Genomic DNA, 17,116 nt, shown 5'->3' with positions numbered 1-17,116 from the left:
ATGAAAGCTTCGACCGCGAGTGCATCGGCATGGGACAGGGTGTGGCTGGGTGCGAACCTGACCACGATGCCCGGCCTCCCTGCATACAATGACCGACACGGCCCGAACGAGCTGGGCGAAGTGCGCGACGCCGCGCTCGCCATCAAGGACGGCCGCATCGCCTGGATCGGCACCCGTCAGCAACTCGACACGCTGCAATGGTCCGCCGCCACCGTGACCCTGGCCGAAGGATTATGGATCACGCCCGGACTGGTCGAGTGCCACACCCATCTGGTCTACGCCGGCGACCGTAGCAACGAGTTCGCCGCCCGCTTGCGTGGCGCCACGTATGAGGAAATTTCCCGCGCCGGCGGCGGCATCGTCGCGACGATGAAAGCGACCCGCGCTGCCAGCGAAGATCAGTTGCTCGATCAATCGTTGCCTCGCGCCCTGGCGCTCGCGGCCGAAGGCGTCACGACGCTCGAGATCAAATCCGGCTACGGCCTGGACCTGGACAACGAGCTGAAGATGCTTCGGGTCGCGCAACGCATCGGTGAGATCACGGGCCTCACTGTGGTCAAAACCTTTCTCGGCGCGCATGCCTTGCCGCCCGAGTTCGCGGGTCGTCAGGAAGATTACGTGCGCCATGTCTGCGACGAGATGTTACCGGCCGTCGCCACCACGAAGCTCGCCGACGCCGTCGATGTTTTCTGCGAGCGCATCGCGTTCACCCAAGAACAGACGCGTCGCATCTTCGCTCGTGCACGCGAGCTCGGGTTGCCGGCGCGCTTGCATGCGGACCAATTGAGCGACGGGAATGGTGGCGAGCTGGCCGCCGACGCGGGCGCCCTCTCCGCCGATCATCTGGAACATACGAGCGAGCAGTCCTTGCAACGCATGACCGAGCGCGGTGTCGTCGCGGGTCTGTTGCCCGGCGCGTTTTATTATTTACGCGAGACGAAGCTGCCGCCCATCGAACGGCTGCGCGAGTTGAATATTCCCATGGCGGTGTCGACCGACTGCAATCCCGGCACGTCGCCGATAGCATCGCTGCTGACGGCGATGAACATGGCCTGTGTGATATTTCGTTTGACCGCGGCGGAGACGCTGCGTGGCGTGACCATCAACGCTGCCAAGGCCTTGGGCCTGGCAAACAATCGAGGCACGCTCGAAGTAGGAGCGCGAGCGGACCTGGCGATCTGGCGACTCCGTCATCCGGAACAGCTGTGCGCGGAGGTCGGCGTGCACCGACCCGTCGAGATCGTCAGAACACCACGGTGATGCCGATCGAGATCACATTGGCGTCGGCTTCGTCCGTATTCTTGTCGCCCGCATCGAGGATGTGCTGGTACTCCAGGCGCACATCGTAGATCTCGAGGAAGTTGAAGCTGGTGCCGATGCCGGCGTAGAAGTCGACGTCGTTATCGGAAAACTGGTCGGTCCGGGGATCCTGCTCGACGTCGTTGTAATAGATGCTGAAATCGTTGCTGGAGAACAGCGCGCCGGCGCGCCCATACACTTCCCAGCGATAGCTCAGCGGCCAGATGCCCAGCGCCGACACAGTGAGACCCGCGGTCGAGCTGTCGAAATTGACCGTAGCCTCGGTGGGGACGCCGGTGATATTGCCGCGGGGCTTGCCCCGATACGACACGCTGCCCAGGTCCATGTAACCGCCCTCGACGGCGAAGTGCGTGTTGAAGCGATAGCCGGCGAAGAAGCCGAATGCGGAATCTTTGGTGTCCAGCGAGTCCGTCAGCGATTCCACGGTGAGCTGGACCACCGGGCTGGGGTAGATCCGAGTGGCGGCGTATGCGCGGTAATCCTGGATGTCGCTGTCCTTGTCACTCTGGCCATAGAAACCGCCGATATAAAAGCCGGGCTGCGCGGCTTGCGCGGTCGGAATCGAGGCGGCCGACGTGAGCGCGACCGCCGCAATGACGGCAGCGAAAACTCGTTGTTGTTTCATGCGAAAGCGTGCCCGTAATGCGACCTTTGAAGCATATCGCAGCCACGGGCCGCTTAGATGCATCTTTCGTTCAGCGCAGCCGATTCAGCGTGGGTTCAAGCAGGCAGGGGTGCGGCCGCGGCCGATTTACGCAGGCCGATATATTCCAGCTCCACGACCACGGCGACGAACGCCGCTTGACCGGCCACGAACAGGGTCCCGAGCAAATTCGGCTGCACCCAGTCGGTGAACAGCAACACGATGCTGTCGATTGCCCAGATGGCATTAGCCACGATCACCGCCCACACCGCCGCTCGCGGCAACCGGGCCCGCGTGCTCAGAAATGCCAGCAACAATGCAAAGGGCAGTAGCACCGCGCTGGCCTGCTGCAACAACCCGACGGGCAAGCTGAGCACGCCGGACAAACCGTTACCGAATGTAACCAATAACACTCCCAGGCCGGCGCAGCTGACCGCGTCCAGCACCAGCACCCGACGCAGAAAAGTGGATGTTTGGATCAGGCTCATCTCGAAGCTCCTTGGTTGTGACGGAGCTCAGCATCGCCTGCCGGCCGCGCCCGGTCGATTACCCGGCAGGTAATGGAGCCGCCCCCGAGGGCTGCGCTATCGTCCATCCCATGAATGCAACCGCCCTCCGACCCGTCGGCGACCTGCTGCGCGAATGGCGCCAGCGACGCCGCCTGAGCCAGCTCGATTTCGCCGTGGAAGCCGAGATCTCTTCCAAACATCTGAGCTTTCTGGAGACCGGCCGCTCGCGCCCGAGCCGCGAGATGCTGTTGAAGCTCTCTGAGCTACTCGAAGTGCCGCTGCGTGAACGCAATAGCTTACTTATCGCAGCGGGGTTCGCGCCCATGTTCACCGAGCGCAAGCTGGATGACCCGTCACTGCAGGCCGCGCGGGATGCGATGGAACTGGTGCTCAAAGGTCACGAGCCCTATCCGGCCATCGCAGTCGACCGGCATTGGACCTTGCTCGCGGCCAATCGCGCTGTCGCACCGATGCTGACAGACATCAAACCGGAGTTGCTGGCGGCGCCGATGAATGTGCTACGAGCCAGCCTCCACCCTGACGGACTCGCATCTCGGATCGTGAACCTCGGGCAATGGCGAGCGCATATTTTCGCGCGCCTGCGCCGGCAAATCGAAGTGTCCGCCGATCCCGTGTTGACCTCCTTGCTGGAAGAATTGTCCGACTATCCGGCGCCGGCACATCCCAACCACCGTGATCGCAACGAGATCACCAACGCCTTCGTCGTGCCGATGCGACTGGCCACGCCCATGGGCGTGCTGAGCTTCATCAGCACCACCACCGTCTTTGGCACTCCCATCGATGTAACTCTGTCAGAATTGGCGCTGGAATCCTTTTTCCCCGCCGACGCGGTCACCGCCGCCGCGCTCCGACAGATGCCGTTATGAGTTACGTCTACCGAGTCGAAGGTTCAATCGCCCACGCCCAAGCCTGCTCCGCGGGCCCGTGGGATCCCAGCATGCAGCACGGCGGCGCGCCCGCTTCGCTGATTGCCTGGGCCGTCGAGCGCATGCCGATGCGTGAGCCGATGCACGTCGCGCGCATGACGTTCGATTTGTTACGACCCATTCCGGTTGCGCCGCTGGAAATCAAAATCGACGTGCAGCGCGAAGGCCGCAAGATCCAGGTCTGCAATGTGACTTTGTCGCATGAGGGCGTGGCTTGCGTGCGCGCCACGGTGCTGAAGATTCGGCAGGCGGAAATGGAGTTGCCCGACGATGTCATCGACGAGCAAGTGACCTTGCCGGGGCCCGAGCAAGGCCGCGAATCGAAAATCCGTTTCTCGTCTTATGAACAATTCGCTTCGGGGGTGACGCTGCGCTCGGTGCGTGGCTCATTCGGCGAGCGCGGCCCTGGCGCACTCTGGTTTCGAGCGCATCGACAGATCGTCGAAGGCGAGCCCATCACTCCGCTGATGCGCGCCGCCATGACCGGCGACTTTTGTAACGGCGTCTCGTCGGTGCTCGATTTCAACGAGTGGACCTTCATCAATGCCGATCTGACCATCAGCCTGGCGCGCATGCCGGTGGGCGAATGGATTTTGCTGGACGCGCAAACCTGGCTGGGCGATCACGGCGCCGGTCTCGCGTTCGCGAAACTGGGCGACGAGCGGGGTTATTTCGGCCGTGCCATCCAGAGCCTGGTGATCGAACGGCGCGTGAAGTGAAAGATCAGGTGCCTGACCCTGGCGGCGCGGGCGACTGACCCGCCTCCGCCTTCTTGCGCTCTTCCTCGGCCCGCTCTTTGCGAATGGTGTAAACCACAGAGCCGAAAGCCGCCGCAATGACCAGCATCAGCGCGGCCATGATGAACACCAACCCGCCGGCCAGCCGCCAGCCCTCGTACAGCCCGATGGCCAGGCCGATCGGGGTCGTGATCAACAACATCGGTTTGGCGATACGCATGCCCCTATTGTAGGGCCGCGGCGACGATTTCCAGCCCCGCAATTGCCTTCGCCGGTATCATTCGGGCCCCGACGCCCAAGCCTTGACGCCGATGCCCCTGCTCACGCTTCGCAACGCCGAACTCGCCTATGGCCTGCATCCCCTGCTGGATAAGGCCAATTTCGCCATCGACGAGCGCGAGCGCGTCGGGCTGATCGGCCGGAACGGCACCGGCAAATCCTCGCTACTGAAAGTCATCACGGGCCTTGCGCCTTTGGATGACGGCGAAGTGTCGCGCCTGGACGGGCTGAAAGTCGTGCTGGTCGAACAGGAGCCCTTGTTGCCGCCGGCAGAAACCGTGCGTGACAGCCTGGTCCTGCGCGGCAAGCTCGAAGACATTCACGACGAGCGCGAACGCTGGCGCCTCGAAGCGCGCCTCAGTGAATTCTTACAGCGCCTCAACGTCGCGGCCGAGCGCGCCCCCGAAACCACCTCGGGCGGCGAGCGCAAACGCGCCGCGCTGGCGTTGGCGCTGGCGTTGGAACCCGACCTGCTGTTGCTCGACGAGCCCACCAACCATCTGGACATCGACGGCATCACCGCGCTGGAAGAACTGCTGATCAAAGGACCGGCGTCCATCGTCGTCACTCACGACCGCTCGTTCCTGGATCGCGTCGTCACGCGCATCATCGAGCTCGACCGCGGCCTGCTCCGCTCCTATCCCGGCAACTTCGCGGCTTACGAGACGCGCAAGGGCGAGCAACTCGCCGCCGAAGAAGTGATGAACCGCAAGTTCGACAAGTTCTGGGCGCAGGAAGAAGTCTGGATTCGCAAAGGCGTCGAAGCTCGCCGCACTCGTAACGAAGGCCGCGTGCGCCGACTCGAATCTTTGCGTGAACAGCGAGCCGCGCGACGCGAGCAAATGGGCAGTGTGAAACTCACGCTCGATTCGGGCGAGCGCTCCGGCAAGCTGGTCGCTGAGTTGACCGATGTCGAAAAGTCCTTTGGCGATCGACCGATCGTTCGCGATCTTTCGATGCGTATCATGCGCGGCGACCGCCTCGGCCTGATCGGCCCGAACGGCGCGGGCAAGTCGACGCTCATCAAGCTCATTCTCGGCCGGCTCGAGCCTGATGCCGGCAACGTGCGCCTCGGCACCAACATTGCCGTTGCGTACTTCGATCAGTTGCGCGAACAGCTCGATCCGGAGAAATCCGTGGTCGAGACCATCAGCCCGGGTTCGGACTGGGTTGAGATCGGCACCGAGCGCAAGCATGTGATGACTTATCTCGGTGACTTTCTGTTCTCCTCGCAGCGAGCCAATTCGCCGGTGAAAGCGCTGTCCGGCGGCGAGCGCAATCGATTGTTACTGGCGCGCCTGTTCGCGCGGCCCGCGAACGTGCTGGTGATGGACGAGCCCACCAACGACCTCGACATCGATTCGCTGGAGTTGCTGGAAGATACATTGCAGACCTATCCCGGCACGCTCTTGCTGGTGAGCCACGACCGAACGTTCCTCGACAACGTCGTTACTCAGACGCTGGTCGCGCAAGGCAACGGTCGATGGCAGGAATATGTCGGCGGCTACAGCGACTGGCTCGCTCAGCGCCCCGCACCGCTGTCGCCTGCGCCTTCGTCCAAGTCCAAACAAGAGAACAAACCGTCGGCCCGCGCGGCGGCACCCGTAAAGCTCAGCTATAAAGAAACACGAGAGCTCGCGCAATTGCCTGCTGAAATTGAGGCGCTCGAACAGCGCCAACAAGAGCTGACCGCGCGCATGAGCTCGGCGGATTATCACAAGCAAGGACCCGACCAGCTCAAGGCCGACCGCAAGCTCGCGGAAGATCTCGAACGCGAAATGACAGAAAAGTTTGAGCGCTGGTCCAATCTCGAAGCCAAGGCCGAAGCGGCCGCGAAGAGCTGAACGCCCCGGAGTGAGAGGCCCTCAATCGCCGTACGGCTCGAACCAATTCGGACCGATTTGATCCGTTCCGAGCCGCACGGCTCGAACCAACTCGGACCGAGTTAATCAGTTCCGAGCCGTACGACTCGAACCAACTCGGACCGATTTAATCCGTTCCGAGCCGCACGGCTCGAACCAACTCGGACCGATTTAGTCCGTTCCGAGCCGTACGGCGATTGAGGGCCTCCGGCGAACCGCCGAGGTCACAGGCGACGACAGCGCCCTGTGCTAGATTCGACCTATCAGCGGATGATTGAGCTTCATGTCGCAAGTCACTCTCTTGCTCGACGCCTCCCGACGCGGCGATGCCGGCGCCGTCGAGCAGCTGTTCGATCTGCTCTACAACGACCTTCGCCAACTGGCCCACGCCAGACTGCGTCGCAGCGGTCAGTTCACCCTGCTCGACACGACAGCGCTGGTCCACGAATCCTATCTGCGCCTGTTCAAAGCCGGCGCCATCGAAGCAAACGATCGCGGCCATTTCATGGGTTATGCCGCACAGGTCATGCGGTCCATCGTTGTGGACTTCGTGCGTCGTCGTTCGGCTGACCGCCGGGGCGGCGATGCGATCCATGTCGACATCGACGTGGCCGCCGCTCACATTGCGGACCCGCGCGAGCGAGAGGTTTTGCAGATTCACGAAGCGCTCCAGGAACTGGCGAAGATCGATCCGCGACTGGTGAAGGTCGTGGAGATGCGCTATTTCGCCGGCATGACCGAAGAAGAAGTCGCCGACGCCCTCGATCGCAGCGTGCGCTCGGTGGCCCGCGATTGGGAGAAGGCGCGCTTGTTCCTGGCAACGACTCTGGCACAGTAGCTCCATGCAACGAATCGGGCCCGAAGACTGGAAACAGATGTTCGAGCTGCTCGATACCGCGCTCGACCTGCCGCCCGGCGAACGTGACTCCTGGCTCGACGCCCTTGCCGGGGATTACGAAAAACTCAAGCCCGCGCTTCGCGAGCTACTTGCCAAGCACGCGACCCGCGACAGCGATGCATTCCTGCGCGACATGCCGCAGTTCACCAGCCTGACCGGCATCAATACTTCTCCGCTCAGCTCGCCTTCCCCAGGAAATCACATCGGCCCCTATCGCCTGGTGCGCGAACTGGGCCGCGGCGGCATGGGCAGCGTGTGGCTCGCCGAGCGCGACGACGGCACCTTCAAACGAAACGTCGCACTCAAGCTGCCGCACGTGACCTGGATCGGCGGGCTCGCCGAACGCATGGCGCGCGAGCGGGACATTCTCGCGACGCTCGAACATCCCAACATCGCGCGGCTCTACGACGCCGGCGTCGACGATCTCGGCCGGCCGTTCATGGCGATGGAATATGCGGAAGGCGTGACCATCGACCGCTACTGCGCCGAGCACTCGCCTTCGGTCGAGCAGATCCTGCAGCTGATTCTGCAAGTGGCACGCGCAGTGGCTCATGCGCATGCACGGCTGATCGTTCATCGCGACCTCAAGCCCAGCAATATTCTCGTGACCGCCGATGGTTCGGCACGCTTGCTGGATTTCGGTGTCGCGAAGCTTTTGGAAAACCAACCCGGCGAGCAAACCCAATTCGCCGTACGCGCCTTCACGCCCGAATACGCAGCGCCCGAGCAGATCAAAGGTGAGCCGATCAGCACGGCGACCGACGTTTATTCGCTAGGCGTCGTGAGCTATCAATTGCTGACCGGCGCGCTGCCCTACTCCCCCAAGCACACGGGCAACGGCCAGCAGCTCGAACGCGCCATCACCGAAATCGACGCCTCGCTCGCGAGCGCGACCGCTCAGGATCATCAGCGCGGTCGTCGCCTGCGCGGCGACATCGACGCCATTCTGAATCGGGCGCTCAAGAAAGATCCGACGCAGCGTTATGCGAGCGCCGATGCGTTCGCTCTGGATATCGATCACCATTTGCACGGCCGGCCCATCCAGGCGCGGCCCGACAGTGCGTGGTATCGCTTCAGCAAATTCGTCAGCCGCAATCGCGCCGGCACCGCCGCGGCCGCCGCCGTTCTCATCGCCATTCTGGCCGGCGCCAGCGTCGCCCTGTGGCAAGCTCGGGAAGCTCGCGAACAAGCGGCGCGGACCGCTGTCGAACGCGACATCGCTCGCAGAGCGGCGGCTCGCGAAGAAGCGGTGCGAATGTATCTGACCCGCATGTTTCGCAACTCAGTGACCGCCGACGGCTCCGGCACCACCACCGCGAAAACCATGCTCGACCGCAGCGCCGAGCGCGTGCTTCAGGAGTATCGCGACGATCCTTATCTCGCCGGCAAAGTGGTCGAAACGCTCGCCGATTTGTATGGGGCGCTCGAAGATGTCGCCGGCCAGGTGCCGCTACTCGAAGGCTACTTGAAACAAGCTGGCCCGGAAGCGAACCCGGAAACCGTCGCACTCGTTCAGCAAAAACTCGCGCATGCCGAACTGGCTCGCGGCAACTTGAAACGCGCAGATGAATTGCTTGTGTCAGCCGAGCAATTCTGGACGACCGATCTCAAGCGTTACGCCGAACAGCATCTGGAATGGCTCACCGTCAAAGCCCGCGTACTCCGCGCTCAAGGCGACTTAGTGGGCTCCATCGCGACGAATGAGCAGGCGATTACCGAGCGCATCGCGCTGTCTGGTGAGAATCACAGCGAGACGGCGATTCTCTATAACTCGCTCGGCATCGCGCTCATGAACGCCAATCGCCTGCAGGAAGCGACTGCCGCCTATCGAAAGGCCCTGGCCATTCATGATGCGCTCGGCACTGGCGAAGACGTTCCTGCACTCGTCATGCGCGCGAATGTCGGCACGCTGTCTTATCGCGTCGGCCGTGTCGCCGATGCTGAGCGCGAATTGAAACACGCGTTCGAAGGCCAGCGTGCGCTATCGGGCGATTCAGCGGCCGTCGCGGCGTCGATGGGACAGTACGGCTCATTGCAAACGGCGCTCGGTCGACCCGATCAGGCCATTCCCATTTTGGAAGAAGCGGCACGCATGGCCGAGAAGTTCACTGCGACCGGCAGTGCGCTCCATGTGCAGAACCGAACATTTCTTGCCGAAGCTCACGCGGCGGCCGGTCATCCCAAAGACGCGACGCAAATTGCAGACGAGGCGCTGGCGTTAGCGCGCAAGCAATTTGGTGATAATCACCTCTTCACACAGCGCGCACGGCTCACCAAGGCCCGCCTCGCTACCAAACAACAGCCGTTCGCCACAGCCTCCGACGAACTCGCCGACGTCATCATCAAACTCCGCTCCGGCGGCCCCGCCGCTCAGCTTGCGTTAGGTCAGGCGCTAGTCGCGCAAGGCGAACTGCTGATACAAAACGGCCACGCCGCTGAAGCCGCTCCCGTGCTCGAAGAAGCAGTGAAGCTACGCGAACAAGTGATGTGGGATCAGAGCTGGGAACTCGCCGAAGCCCGCGCCCGCTTGGGCGAAGCTCAAGTCGCCGCGGGCAAGCCCGAAGGCAAAGATCTGATCGAGCAATCGCTCGCCACGCTCGAATCACAGCTCGGTCCGGAGCATCCCCAGACCAAGCGTGTCCGGCGTGCGATTGCGATGTGACGCGCTGGAATTCCAGCATTTCACGCTCGAAGGCGAGCCGCGTCCTTTGCCGCTCCCGCGTGCTGCCTGACGAGTTCAATGCGGGCGCGCCTTTGCGGATCCGTCATCATGCGCCGCCAGTGACTGACGTAGGGCTCCACCCTGGCGGCAATGGCCAAATAGGGCTCGCCGCTCTCCATGATCTCTTCGAGGCGACCGCTGGACGCGCTGAATATCATCAGCGTTTCAGCCCTGACCCGAAAGCGATCCGCCAGTGATGGGTTCAGCATCAGGTTGACTCGCGCTACCCGGGCGAATTCGCCGACTTCCCGGGCCAGTCGCTCGACGCGCCCACTCGCCTTGGGTTCGCCGAAGAAATCGCTGCCATGGAAGTACACGATCATTGGCGCGACATAGTCGCCAAACGCCTCGTCAAACGTCGACTCCGACAGTGCCAGAACCGAAGGCATTGCCTTCACCGCCAACGTTTCGCCCACCAGCCGCGACTGCTGAGAATGGGCTGCAACCTGGATCCAATCGAATACGACTCGATCTGCAATCTTCTCCTCGTCTGTCAGCAACTCGACGCGGCGTAGCGCCTGCTTGCGACGCACGGAGCGGATCAACTCCGTGCAATAGGCCATTTTGTCCTCATGACCGGAGAGATCGATGACACCTGCCTCCACGATCGCCCGCTCAGCGCCTGGCAGGCTATGAATCGCATCCGCGTAGTCGACGATCAGCGCTTCCTCTTCGGGAGTCAGGGCCGCCTGCGCCGTCGCTTTTTGCAAGGCGAGATAGACAATTTCGGGCGCATGGCCTGCTCGTGCGCATTGCGCGAGGAAGCGATCATCGTTGGCGTTCTTACTTTCTGAAAACGGTATCTCGTTCATACATTGTCTCACTCAATCAGAAGGCGCCACGGAGACTCAGCGTGAAGCTGCGCGGCGGGCCGTACCAGTTGCCGTAATAGATCTGACCGACGGACTGGTAGTAGGTCTTGTCGAACAAGTTCTCGACATTGAGCGCAGCGGACCACTGAGTGTTGAAGCGATAGTTGAGCCGACCGGAGAAGACCGTGTAGGGCTCCACCGTGAATTCGTAGGGGACGAGCCGCACCAGGCAAGGCGCCTCGCCGGTCTCGTCGGGGTCACCCACCTGACCTGGGGGGCACGCCGTTCCCGACCTGTAACCCTTCGATTGGCCCTGGAATCCGACCGATGCGGTGAAGTTAGCGAGCCAGCCGGTCGCGCCCGAGGCGCGGAAGTCATAGGTCGTCCACAGTTTGTACAGACGTTCCGGTTGAATCGTGGTGAAGGGCTGACCTCGATTGGACTCGTAACCTTTGCCTTCATATTTGTTCTGGCTGAAGGTATAGCTGGCGGCGACCTGCCAGCCGGGCAGCACCTCGCCCGTCAGCTCGGCGTCCAACCCTTTGCTGACGTGGATCCGATCGTTCCCCTGGATGTAACAGCAGAAGCGCGAAGAATCGACCTGGCCGTAGCGCAGCTCGGTCCCGTTGTTGGTGACGATGTATTGGGCGCCTGTTTCGTCCCGATAGATGGACCCGTCCGGATTCCGCTTCTTGCGATCCACGCCCGGCTCGCTGCTGGCAAATCCGCGCTTCTTGATGCGGTAGACGGCAACGCTGGCGTTGACCCGCCCTTCGCGCGGCGACCACTTCAGTCCGAGTTCGATGTTCTCGCCGGTGATGGGGCCGATCGGCTCCAGATCGCCGTCGAGAGCATGCGACTGATCCACATAGATATCCGTGTAGCCGAGATAGGAGATGAGATCGTTGCTCACGTCATAGGAGAGCGCGACGGAAGGCGGCCAGGAAAACGCCTCGCCGCTATAGACGTTACTCAAAGGGGCATAGGAATCGCCGATCTGGCGGCCCACGCAGTTGTCGGGCGCAGGAGTGCCGTTCTCGGGAATGCTGGTGCAGAGCCGCTCGATAGCATATTTGTACTCGAAGCGACTCCAGCGCAGACCCGTCTCGAGATGCAGCCGATCGAAGGCCGTCAGCCGCACATTGAGGTAGGCCAGGGTCTGCACCTGCCCGCGCTCCAGATCTCGCGATATCGGCAGGGGATCGGCCGGTTGGGAGTAGATGGGGTCATAGGGATTGAAATCGAATACGTCAATGGGTGGCGCGTCCACGCCAATCGAGCCGGGCGGGCAATCGCTGCCCGAGCAATAGCGCGGCCCGCCCGGATAAGGTTGATAAGGTGCCGCCGCCGAGCTCGAGATAAGAGGCAGATATTCGATGTAACCCGAGCCGTCCTGGTTGCTTCGGTTGACACCCAGAGTCAGTTCCTGGCGCTGGCCGAATAGAGTGAAGGTGCCCGACAGCGTCGCCTCGGCGGAAAGCTGGTCGCTGGCGAAGTCCTTGTACTGTCCAACCAGCGTCGGCCCACGATGGTCGACCGGATTTACCGTGCCGGAACTGAAGCCCACCTTCCGCGTGGTGTCTTGCTGGAGGTGAGTGAGATTGAGCTTCGCAGTCCAGTTCTCGCCCATCCGCTGCTCTATCGAGCCGAAGATTTCAGTGGTGTCGACGTCCCAGCGACTCCAAGGAGCGATGAGTGCCGTTGCACGCGGCAGTTTCAAATCTTCTCCCGTCTGATAGCGCGGCAGGCCGCTATACCAAGGCACGCCGTCCTGAGTCGTATCACTCACGCCGGCGGTGAGCAGCGTGCTGGGCGTAAGGTCATAACTGAGAATTCCATAGAGCAGGGTTTTCTGGTCCTCGGCGATGTCGTAGAAATATTCGTTGGACTGCCAGGTGACGACCACGCGCCCGCCGAGTTTTCCGTCGAAGGCCAGCGGCGCCGAGGCGTCCAGCACGCTGCGATAGTGGTTCCAGCTGCCCCATTCTGTATCCAACATCACCTGCTCATGATCGAGCGGCTTCTTGCGCACGAGGTTGACGGTGCCGGACGGGTCGCCATAGCCATTGAACAGACCCGCCGCGCCGCGCAGCAGCTCCACATGGTCGTATTGCGAAAGATCGATCTGAGGAAAGAAGTTCACGAAGCTGGTGTTGACCGGGGCACCGCCGTCGATCTGAATGGAGGTGATCTCGAAACCGCGCGAGTAGAAGCTCGTTTCGAGATTGGTATCGCCTTGCGCGAAGGACACGCCCGGCGCCAGCTTGAGCGCCTGATTGAAGTCGCTAACGTTTTGCTGATCGAGCTGCTCGCTCGTGATCACGCTCACCGACTGCGCTGTATCTTTCATCGAGCGCGGCGCTTTCGATCCGATCGTCATTGCGCCGGTAGTGAAGCTGCCGGTGTCCTCCGTGGCTGTCACATCGCGCGAACCATTGATGCCGCTCACGCGCGTTGCCTCCGCGCCTTCCACTCTCACTGGCCCCAACACACGCGTATCGCTCGACGCCTGACGAACCAGCGCCACGGTCTTCGCTCCGGTAAAACGAGCGGTGATTCCCGAGCCGGCCAGCAGCGTGGCCAATGCGTCCTGTGCGGAGTATTTCCCCGAGAGTCCCGAGGATTTCAGTTCTTTGACGAGCGAGCTCGTGTAGACGAGTTGCACGCCCGTGACTTCGGAGAACGCGGTGAGCACCGTGCTCATCGCGCCGGGATTGATTTCAAAGTGGAATGTTTGCGACTGGCTGCTCTGCTCCTGAGCCAGGCCCGCTCGCGGCAGCACACCGACGCACGACGCAACGGCTGTCATCACAACAAGTCTGGACAGACTTGTACCCCATCTGCTCATGGCAACTCCCGGTTGTAATCCGTCTCTCTCCATCAGAGACAGGTCAGTCCGGGGATTTACAATCCCGGGCGAGTGGATTTTCTATTCGGCCGGCAGGACGACCAGCAGGTACGGCAGCCGCACCAGACGCAGGCCAGCAGTCTCCGCCAGCGCATCGAGGCCGCTTTCGAGATCGTCCGTCGGGATACTTCCGCTCAACACTTTCTTGCCCATGGCTGCGTCAGAGAGCCACACGGTGCCTTTGCGATAGCGATCGATCTCCGCAAGTACGGTGTCGAGCGAGGTGTCTGCAAAGAGAATACGACCTTCGCGCCATGCTTTCTCTGAAACGATGTCTAAAGGCGCGGACGCCAGCACACGGTGTTCCGTGAACGATGCAGCCTGCATGGCCGTAAGCAAGGTGGTTACTCCGTCACGGGACACCTCCACCGCCCCATCGACAACCGCGACGCGCAGCCCGTCCCCGGCGAGATCCACGCTGAACGAAGTGCCAATATCTCGAACGACGTAGCCTGCAGCCTCGACGGTCAGTGGCCGTTGCTGATCGTTGGCGACCGCAATGTGAATTCGGCCCCGGACGACGTGCAACGAACGCGCAGTGGCGGTTTGATCGAAATCGACTGCGGAGTCCGTGTCGAGCCACAGCCTGCTGCCGTCCGCAAGCGTGGTCTCGCGAATCTCGCCGACGGACGAGGAAACATCGTGCGTGCGGAATATCTGCAGAATAGAAAATGCGACCACGCAGGCCGCCGCTGCCCAAGCGCCCCACCGAGGCCTGCTCGCTGCGGCCTTCTCCGGGCGAAGCGACTTGAGATCCGCCCATTTCTGTCGCGCGATATCGAACTCGGCTTGATGGCACGGATCCGCCGCGAGCCAGGCCTTCAGGCTCGCAAGCTCCTTCGCCGTGACTTCGCCCAACGCAAGCCGGGAGACCCACTCGACCGCCGCCTGACGAGCGGGGCTGTCGAGTTCAGTGGATTGCCGCGGGACCATGCTCAAGAGACAACTGACAACCCCCAAACACAACGTGCCCGCATCAGATTTTATTCGGGTCCCGTGAACCGGCCGCCTGGTCCGCCTGCAGCAGCCGATGGAGGGCTCGCTGCAGATGACCGTCCACCGCTTGATACGTAATGCCGAGCCGGGATGCGATCTCGCTTTTGGTCAGTCCATCGAAGCGGCACCAGTGGACGATGTTCCGCGTTCGCTCGGGCAAGTCCTGAAGCACCTCCGCCACGCGGGCCATCTCTTCCGAAGCGATGACTCTTCGTTCGGGCGTCAGCTCGTCGATGCCCGCGCACAGCAGCTCCTTCGCTTCGGCGTCCAGCTCCGCGCGCCGGCGGGTCTGAGTCTTATGATTGGAAATCAGATTGAGAGCAATCCTGAACAGGAACGCCCGAGGATCGAGAACGCTGCGCCATCCGGCTGTGCCCGCGCGAAGAAACACTTCCTGCGCCAGATCCTGCGCGACGGCACGGCAGCCCACGCGGGACGCGATAAAGCGCACCAGTCTGGGCTCGTTCTCCCGAAACGAGACCAGCAGATCCGCACCGCCGAGGTCGGCAGTTTCTTTCGCGCCACGCATCCGCAAAGAACGTATGGCGCGGACCGACACCGCAACTCTTATCTGTTCGCCGACTCACCGATAGGCACCGCCGGGTCGGGCGCCAGATCGTCTGTCATGAGCGGCTGTTCGGCCGCGCCCTCGCCTTCGTCCACGATGAATCCGCCGGTCTGCCGGCTCCACAAGGCGTGATAGGCGCCGCCCTTGCGGATCAGTTCGGCGTGGCTGCCGTCTTCCACGATGCGCCCGTGCTCGAACACCAGAATGCGATCCAGGTGCGCGATGGTTGAGAGTCGATGCGCCACCACGATGACCGTCTTGCCGATCATCGCGTCGTCGAGCGTCTCCTGGATGGCCTTTTCAGTGATGGAGTCCAGGCTGGACGTGGCCTCATCCAGAATCAGCACGGGCGCGTTCTTCAGAATCACGCGAGCGATGGCGATGCGCTGACGCTGGCCGCCCGAAAGCTTGACGCCGCGCTCGCCCACCATCGAGTGATAGCCCTCCTTCATCTGCGCGATGAACTCATGCGCGTGAGCGCGGCGAGCGGCTTCGACGACTTCCTCATCGGTGGCCTCGATCCGGCCGTAGCGGATGTTTTCCATCAAGGTGCGATGGAACAGGCTGGGGTCCTGCGGAATCAGGCTCAACTGCGCATGTAGCGCGTCCTGGGTCATCGCGCGGATATCGACACCGTCCACGCAGATCTGGCCGCCTTGCGGGTCGTACATCCGCAGAATCAGGCTGACAAACGTCGATTTACCCGAGCCGGACAACCCGACCAGCCCGACGCGTTGACCGGCCGGGATGACGACGTTGAGATGTCTGAACAGCGGTTGATCGGGAGAGTGACCGAACGAAACGTCACGGAACTCGATGACGCCGCGTGCGATCCGGGCTTCTGTCGCATCCGGCGCGTCAGTCAGCTCGTGCGGTCGAACGATGGTATGCACGCCGTTCGAAACATTGCCCACGTACTCGAAGAACTCGAGGAACCGGCGCGCGAGGTTCCGGACTTCGGTGATGACCAGCAGCGCCAGACTGACCGCCATCACGAAGTCCGCAAGAGAAATCGCACCTTGCTGCCAGAGCTCCAGCGCGTAGTACAACGTGCCCACCTTGAGCAACGCCGCGGCGGTGAACTGAAACCATCGGATCCGCTCGGCATAGCCATTCGAGCGATCGATGACGCTCAGTTCCTTGGCCAGGAAATTGTTGAGGTAGCCGCGCTCGAAACCGAGCCGGGCGAACAGACGCGCACTGGTGAGATTCGTTACCGAATCGACGATTTTTCCGGTCGTCTCGCTGCGCGCGGCCGAAGCCTTGAGCGCGTACGGGCGGCAACGGCGCGCCAGCCAGAAGGACAACGCCACGAACAGCATGGCCCACGCCAGCACGAAAACACCAAGCTTCACGTGAGCGCCCAGCAGCAGCGAAACGGACACGCCGAGCACGACGGTCGCAGGCCAGAACTCGGTCAGGATGGACCACAGCGTTTGCGAAACGCCCAGCGAAGTTTCGCTGATCCGGTGCGCCAGCGCGCCGGCGAAGTCATTCGTGATGTATCGATGCGAGTGATATTGGAGGTAGTGATACAGAGCGCGCGTGACGTTCTGCCGCTGCCTGGGCCCGAGTCGGATCTGAATGGCGCCGGACAGACGGCTGAAGATCACTTCGCCGACGGCCAGCGCTACGAACAACAGCAAGGCCCCGTGCAGGTGATCCTTCACTGCGAGCGCGGGCTGGGCCGCCGCATCGGTGACCGTCTTGATGATTTTCGAGATGCCGTAGGGAATCAGGATGCCGCAGGTGGCATCGGCCGTCACCAGCACCAGCATCGCCAGGTACCACCATCGATACTGCCGGACGAAGTAGCCGATGAATCTGAGCGGCGTGGCGGGCAACCGTGGCGTGCCGGGGGCGCGCTGAAAATGAGAAGAGTCGGAAACGGTCGGCATGGAGGTTCACCTGCTCG

14 protein-coding genes are annotated in these 17,116 nt (G+C 62.2%); 6 read left to right on the top strand and 8 right to left on the bottom strand.

Annotated elements, in window-relative coordinates; all coding sequences use genetic code 11:
* A complete protein-coding gene (hutI, locus tag ACFPN2_RS18905) occupies positions 1-1,260 on the top strand; it encodes an imidazolonepropionase (RefSeq protein ID WP_380599274.1) in 1,260 nt (419 codons plus the stop codon).
* Here hutI and ACFPN2_RS18900 read toward each other — a convergent pair.
* Both ACFPN2_RS18900 and ACFPN2_RS18895 read right to left on the bottom strand, forming a co-directional pair.
* Positions 1,244-1,945, bottom strand: a complete 702-nt coding sequence (locus ACFPN2_RS18900; RefSeq protein ID WP_380599272.1) for an outer membrane beta-barrel protein — start codon at positions 1,943-1,945, stop codon at positions 1,244-1,246. The two genes, hutI and ACFPN2_RS18900, sit on opposite strands and share 17 nt — an antisense overlap.
* A 95-nt stretch (positions 1,946-2,040) precedes the next feature.
* Positions 2,041-2,451, bottom strand: coding sequence for a hypothetical protein (locus ACFPN2_RS18895; protein ID WP_380599271.1), 411 nt, complete (start codon positions 2,449-2,451; stop codon positions 2,041-2,043).
* Between the two features lie 110 nt (positions 2,452-2,561).
* Here ACFPN2_RS18895 and ACFPN2_RS18890 point away from each other — a divergent pair, with 110 nt between their 5' ends.
* Together ACFPN2_RS18890 and ACFPN2_RS18885 are read left to right on the top strand one after the other, a co-directional pair.
* Positions 2,562-3,359, top strand: coding sequence for a helix-turn-helix domain-containing protein (locus tag ACFPN2_RS18890; RefSeq protein ID WP_380599269.1), 798 nt, complete (start codon positions 2,562-2,564; stop codon positions 3,357-3,359).
* A complete protein-coding gene (locus tag ACFPN2_RS18885) occupies positions 3,356-4,138 on the top strand; it encodes a thioesterase family protein (RefSeq protein WP_380599267.1) in 783 nt (260 codons plus the stop codon). Before ACFPN2_RS18890 ends, ACFPN2_RS18885 begins: the two co-directional genes overlap by 4 nt.
* 4 nt (positions 4,139-4,142) lie before the next feature.
* Here ACFPN2_RS18885 and ACFPN2_RS18880 read toward each other — a convergent pair whose 3' ends face one another.
* Complete coding sequence (locus ACFPN2_RS18880) at positions 4,143-4,376, bottom strand: hypothetical protein (protein ID WP_380599265.1); 234 nt, start codon at positions 4,374-4,376, stop codon at positions 4,143-4,145.
* A gap of 82 nt (positions 4,377-4,458) precedes the next feature.
* Between ACFPN2_RS18880 and ACFPN2_RS18875 the strand changes: the two genes are divergently transcribed.
* The 3 genes from ACFPN2_RS18875 to ACFPN2_RS18865 all read left to right on the top strand — a co-directional run bounded on the left by ACFPN2_RS18875 (position 4,459) and on the right by ACFPN2_RS18865 (position 9,857).
* Positions 4,459-6,279 carry an ATP-binding cassette domain-containing protein gene (locus ACFPN2_RS18875; RefSeq protein WP_465270383.1) on the top strand — a complete coding sequence of 607 codons (1,821 nt, stop codon included), beginning with the start codon at positions 4,459-4,461 and terminating at the stop codon, positions 6,277-6,279.
* Between the two features lie 301 nt (positions 6,280-6,580).
* Complete coding sequence (locus tag ACFPN2_RS18870; protein WP_380599263.1) at positions 6,581-7,135, top strand: ECF-type sigma factor; 555 nt, start codon at positions 6,581-6,583, stop codon at positions 7,133-7,135.
* A 4-nt stretch (positions 7,136-7,139) separates the two neighbouring features.
* Positions 7,140-9,857 (top strand): serine/threonine-protein kinase, encoded by a 2,718-nt coding sequence (locus tag ACFPN2_RS18865; RefSeq protein WP_380599261.1) that lies wholly within the window; start codon positions 7,140-7,142, stop codon positions 9,855-9,857.
* A 20-nt stretch (positions 9,858-9,877) separates the two neighbouring features.
* On the opposite strand, the gene ACFPN2_RS18860 is transcribed toward ACFPN2_RS18865, so the two are convergent.
* From ACFPN2_RS18860 to ACFPN2_RS18840, 5 genes are all read right to left on the bottom strand, one after another.
* On the bottom strand, positions 9,878-10,729 hold the full coding sequence (locus ACFPN2_RS18860; RefSeq protein ID WP_380599259.1) for a YbbN family protein: 852 nt from the start codon (positions 10,727-10,729) through the stop codon (positions 9,878-9,880).
* A gap of 16 nt (positions 10,730-10,745) precedes the next feature.
* The gene (locus ACFPN2_RS18855) at positions 10,746-13,538 is read right to left on the bottom strand and encodes a TonB-dependent siderophore receptor (protein ID WP_380600178.1); all 2,793 of its coding nucleotides are present in this window, start codon (positions 13,536-13,538) and stop codon (positions 10,746-10,748) included.
* A gap of 120 nt (positions 13,539-13,658) precedes the next feature.
* The gene (locus ACFPN2_RS18850) at positions 13,659-14,570 is read right to left on the bottom strand and encodes a FecR family protein (RefSeq protein WP_380600176.1); all 912 of its coding nucleotides are present in this window, start codon (positions 14,568-14,570) and stop codon (positions 13,659-13,661) included.
* Positions 14,571-14,613: 43 nt separating this feature from the next.
* Positions 14,614-15,162 (bottom strand): RNA polymerase sigma factor, encoded by a 549-nt coding sequence (locus ACFPN2_RS18845; protein ID WP_380599257.1) that lies wholly within the window; start codon positions 15,160-15,162, stop codon positions 14,614-14,616.
* Positions 15,163-15,200: 38 nt separating this feature from the next.
* Positions 15,201-17,099, bottom strand: coding sequence for an ABC transporter ATP-binding protein (locus ACFPN2_RS18840; protein WP_380599255.1), 1,899 nt, complete (start codon positions 17,097-17,099; stop codon positions 15,201-15,203).
* Between the last annotated feature and the right edge of the window lie 17 nt (positions 17,100-17,116).

Source organism: Steroidobacter flavus, assembly GCF_042651805.1.
Lineage (GTDB): Bacteria > Pseudomonadota > Gammaproteobacteria > Steroidobacterales > Steroidobacteraceae > Steroidobacter > Steroidobacter flavus.
The sequence above is the reverse complement of the archived record's forward strand: the minus strand, read 5'-3'. Positions and strand labels throughout refer to the sequence as shown.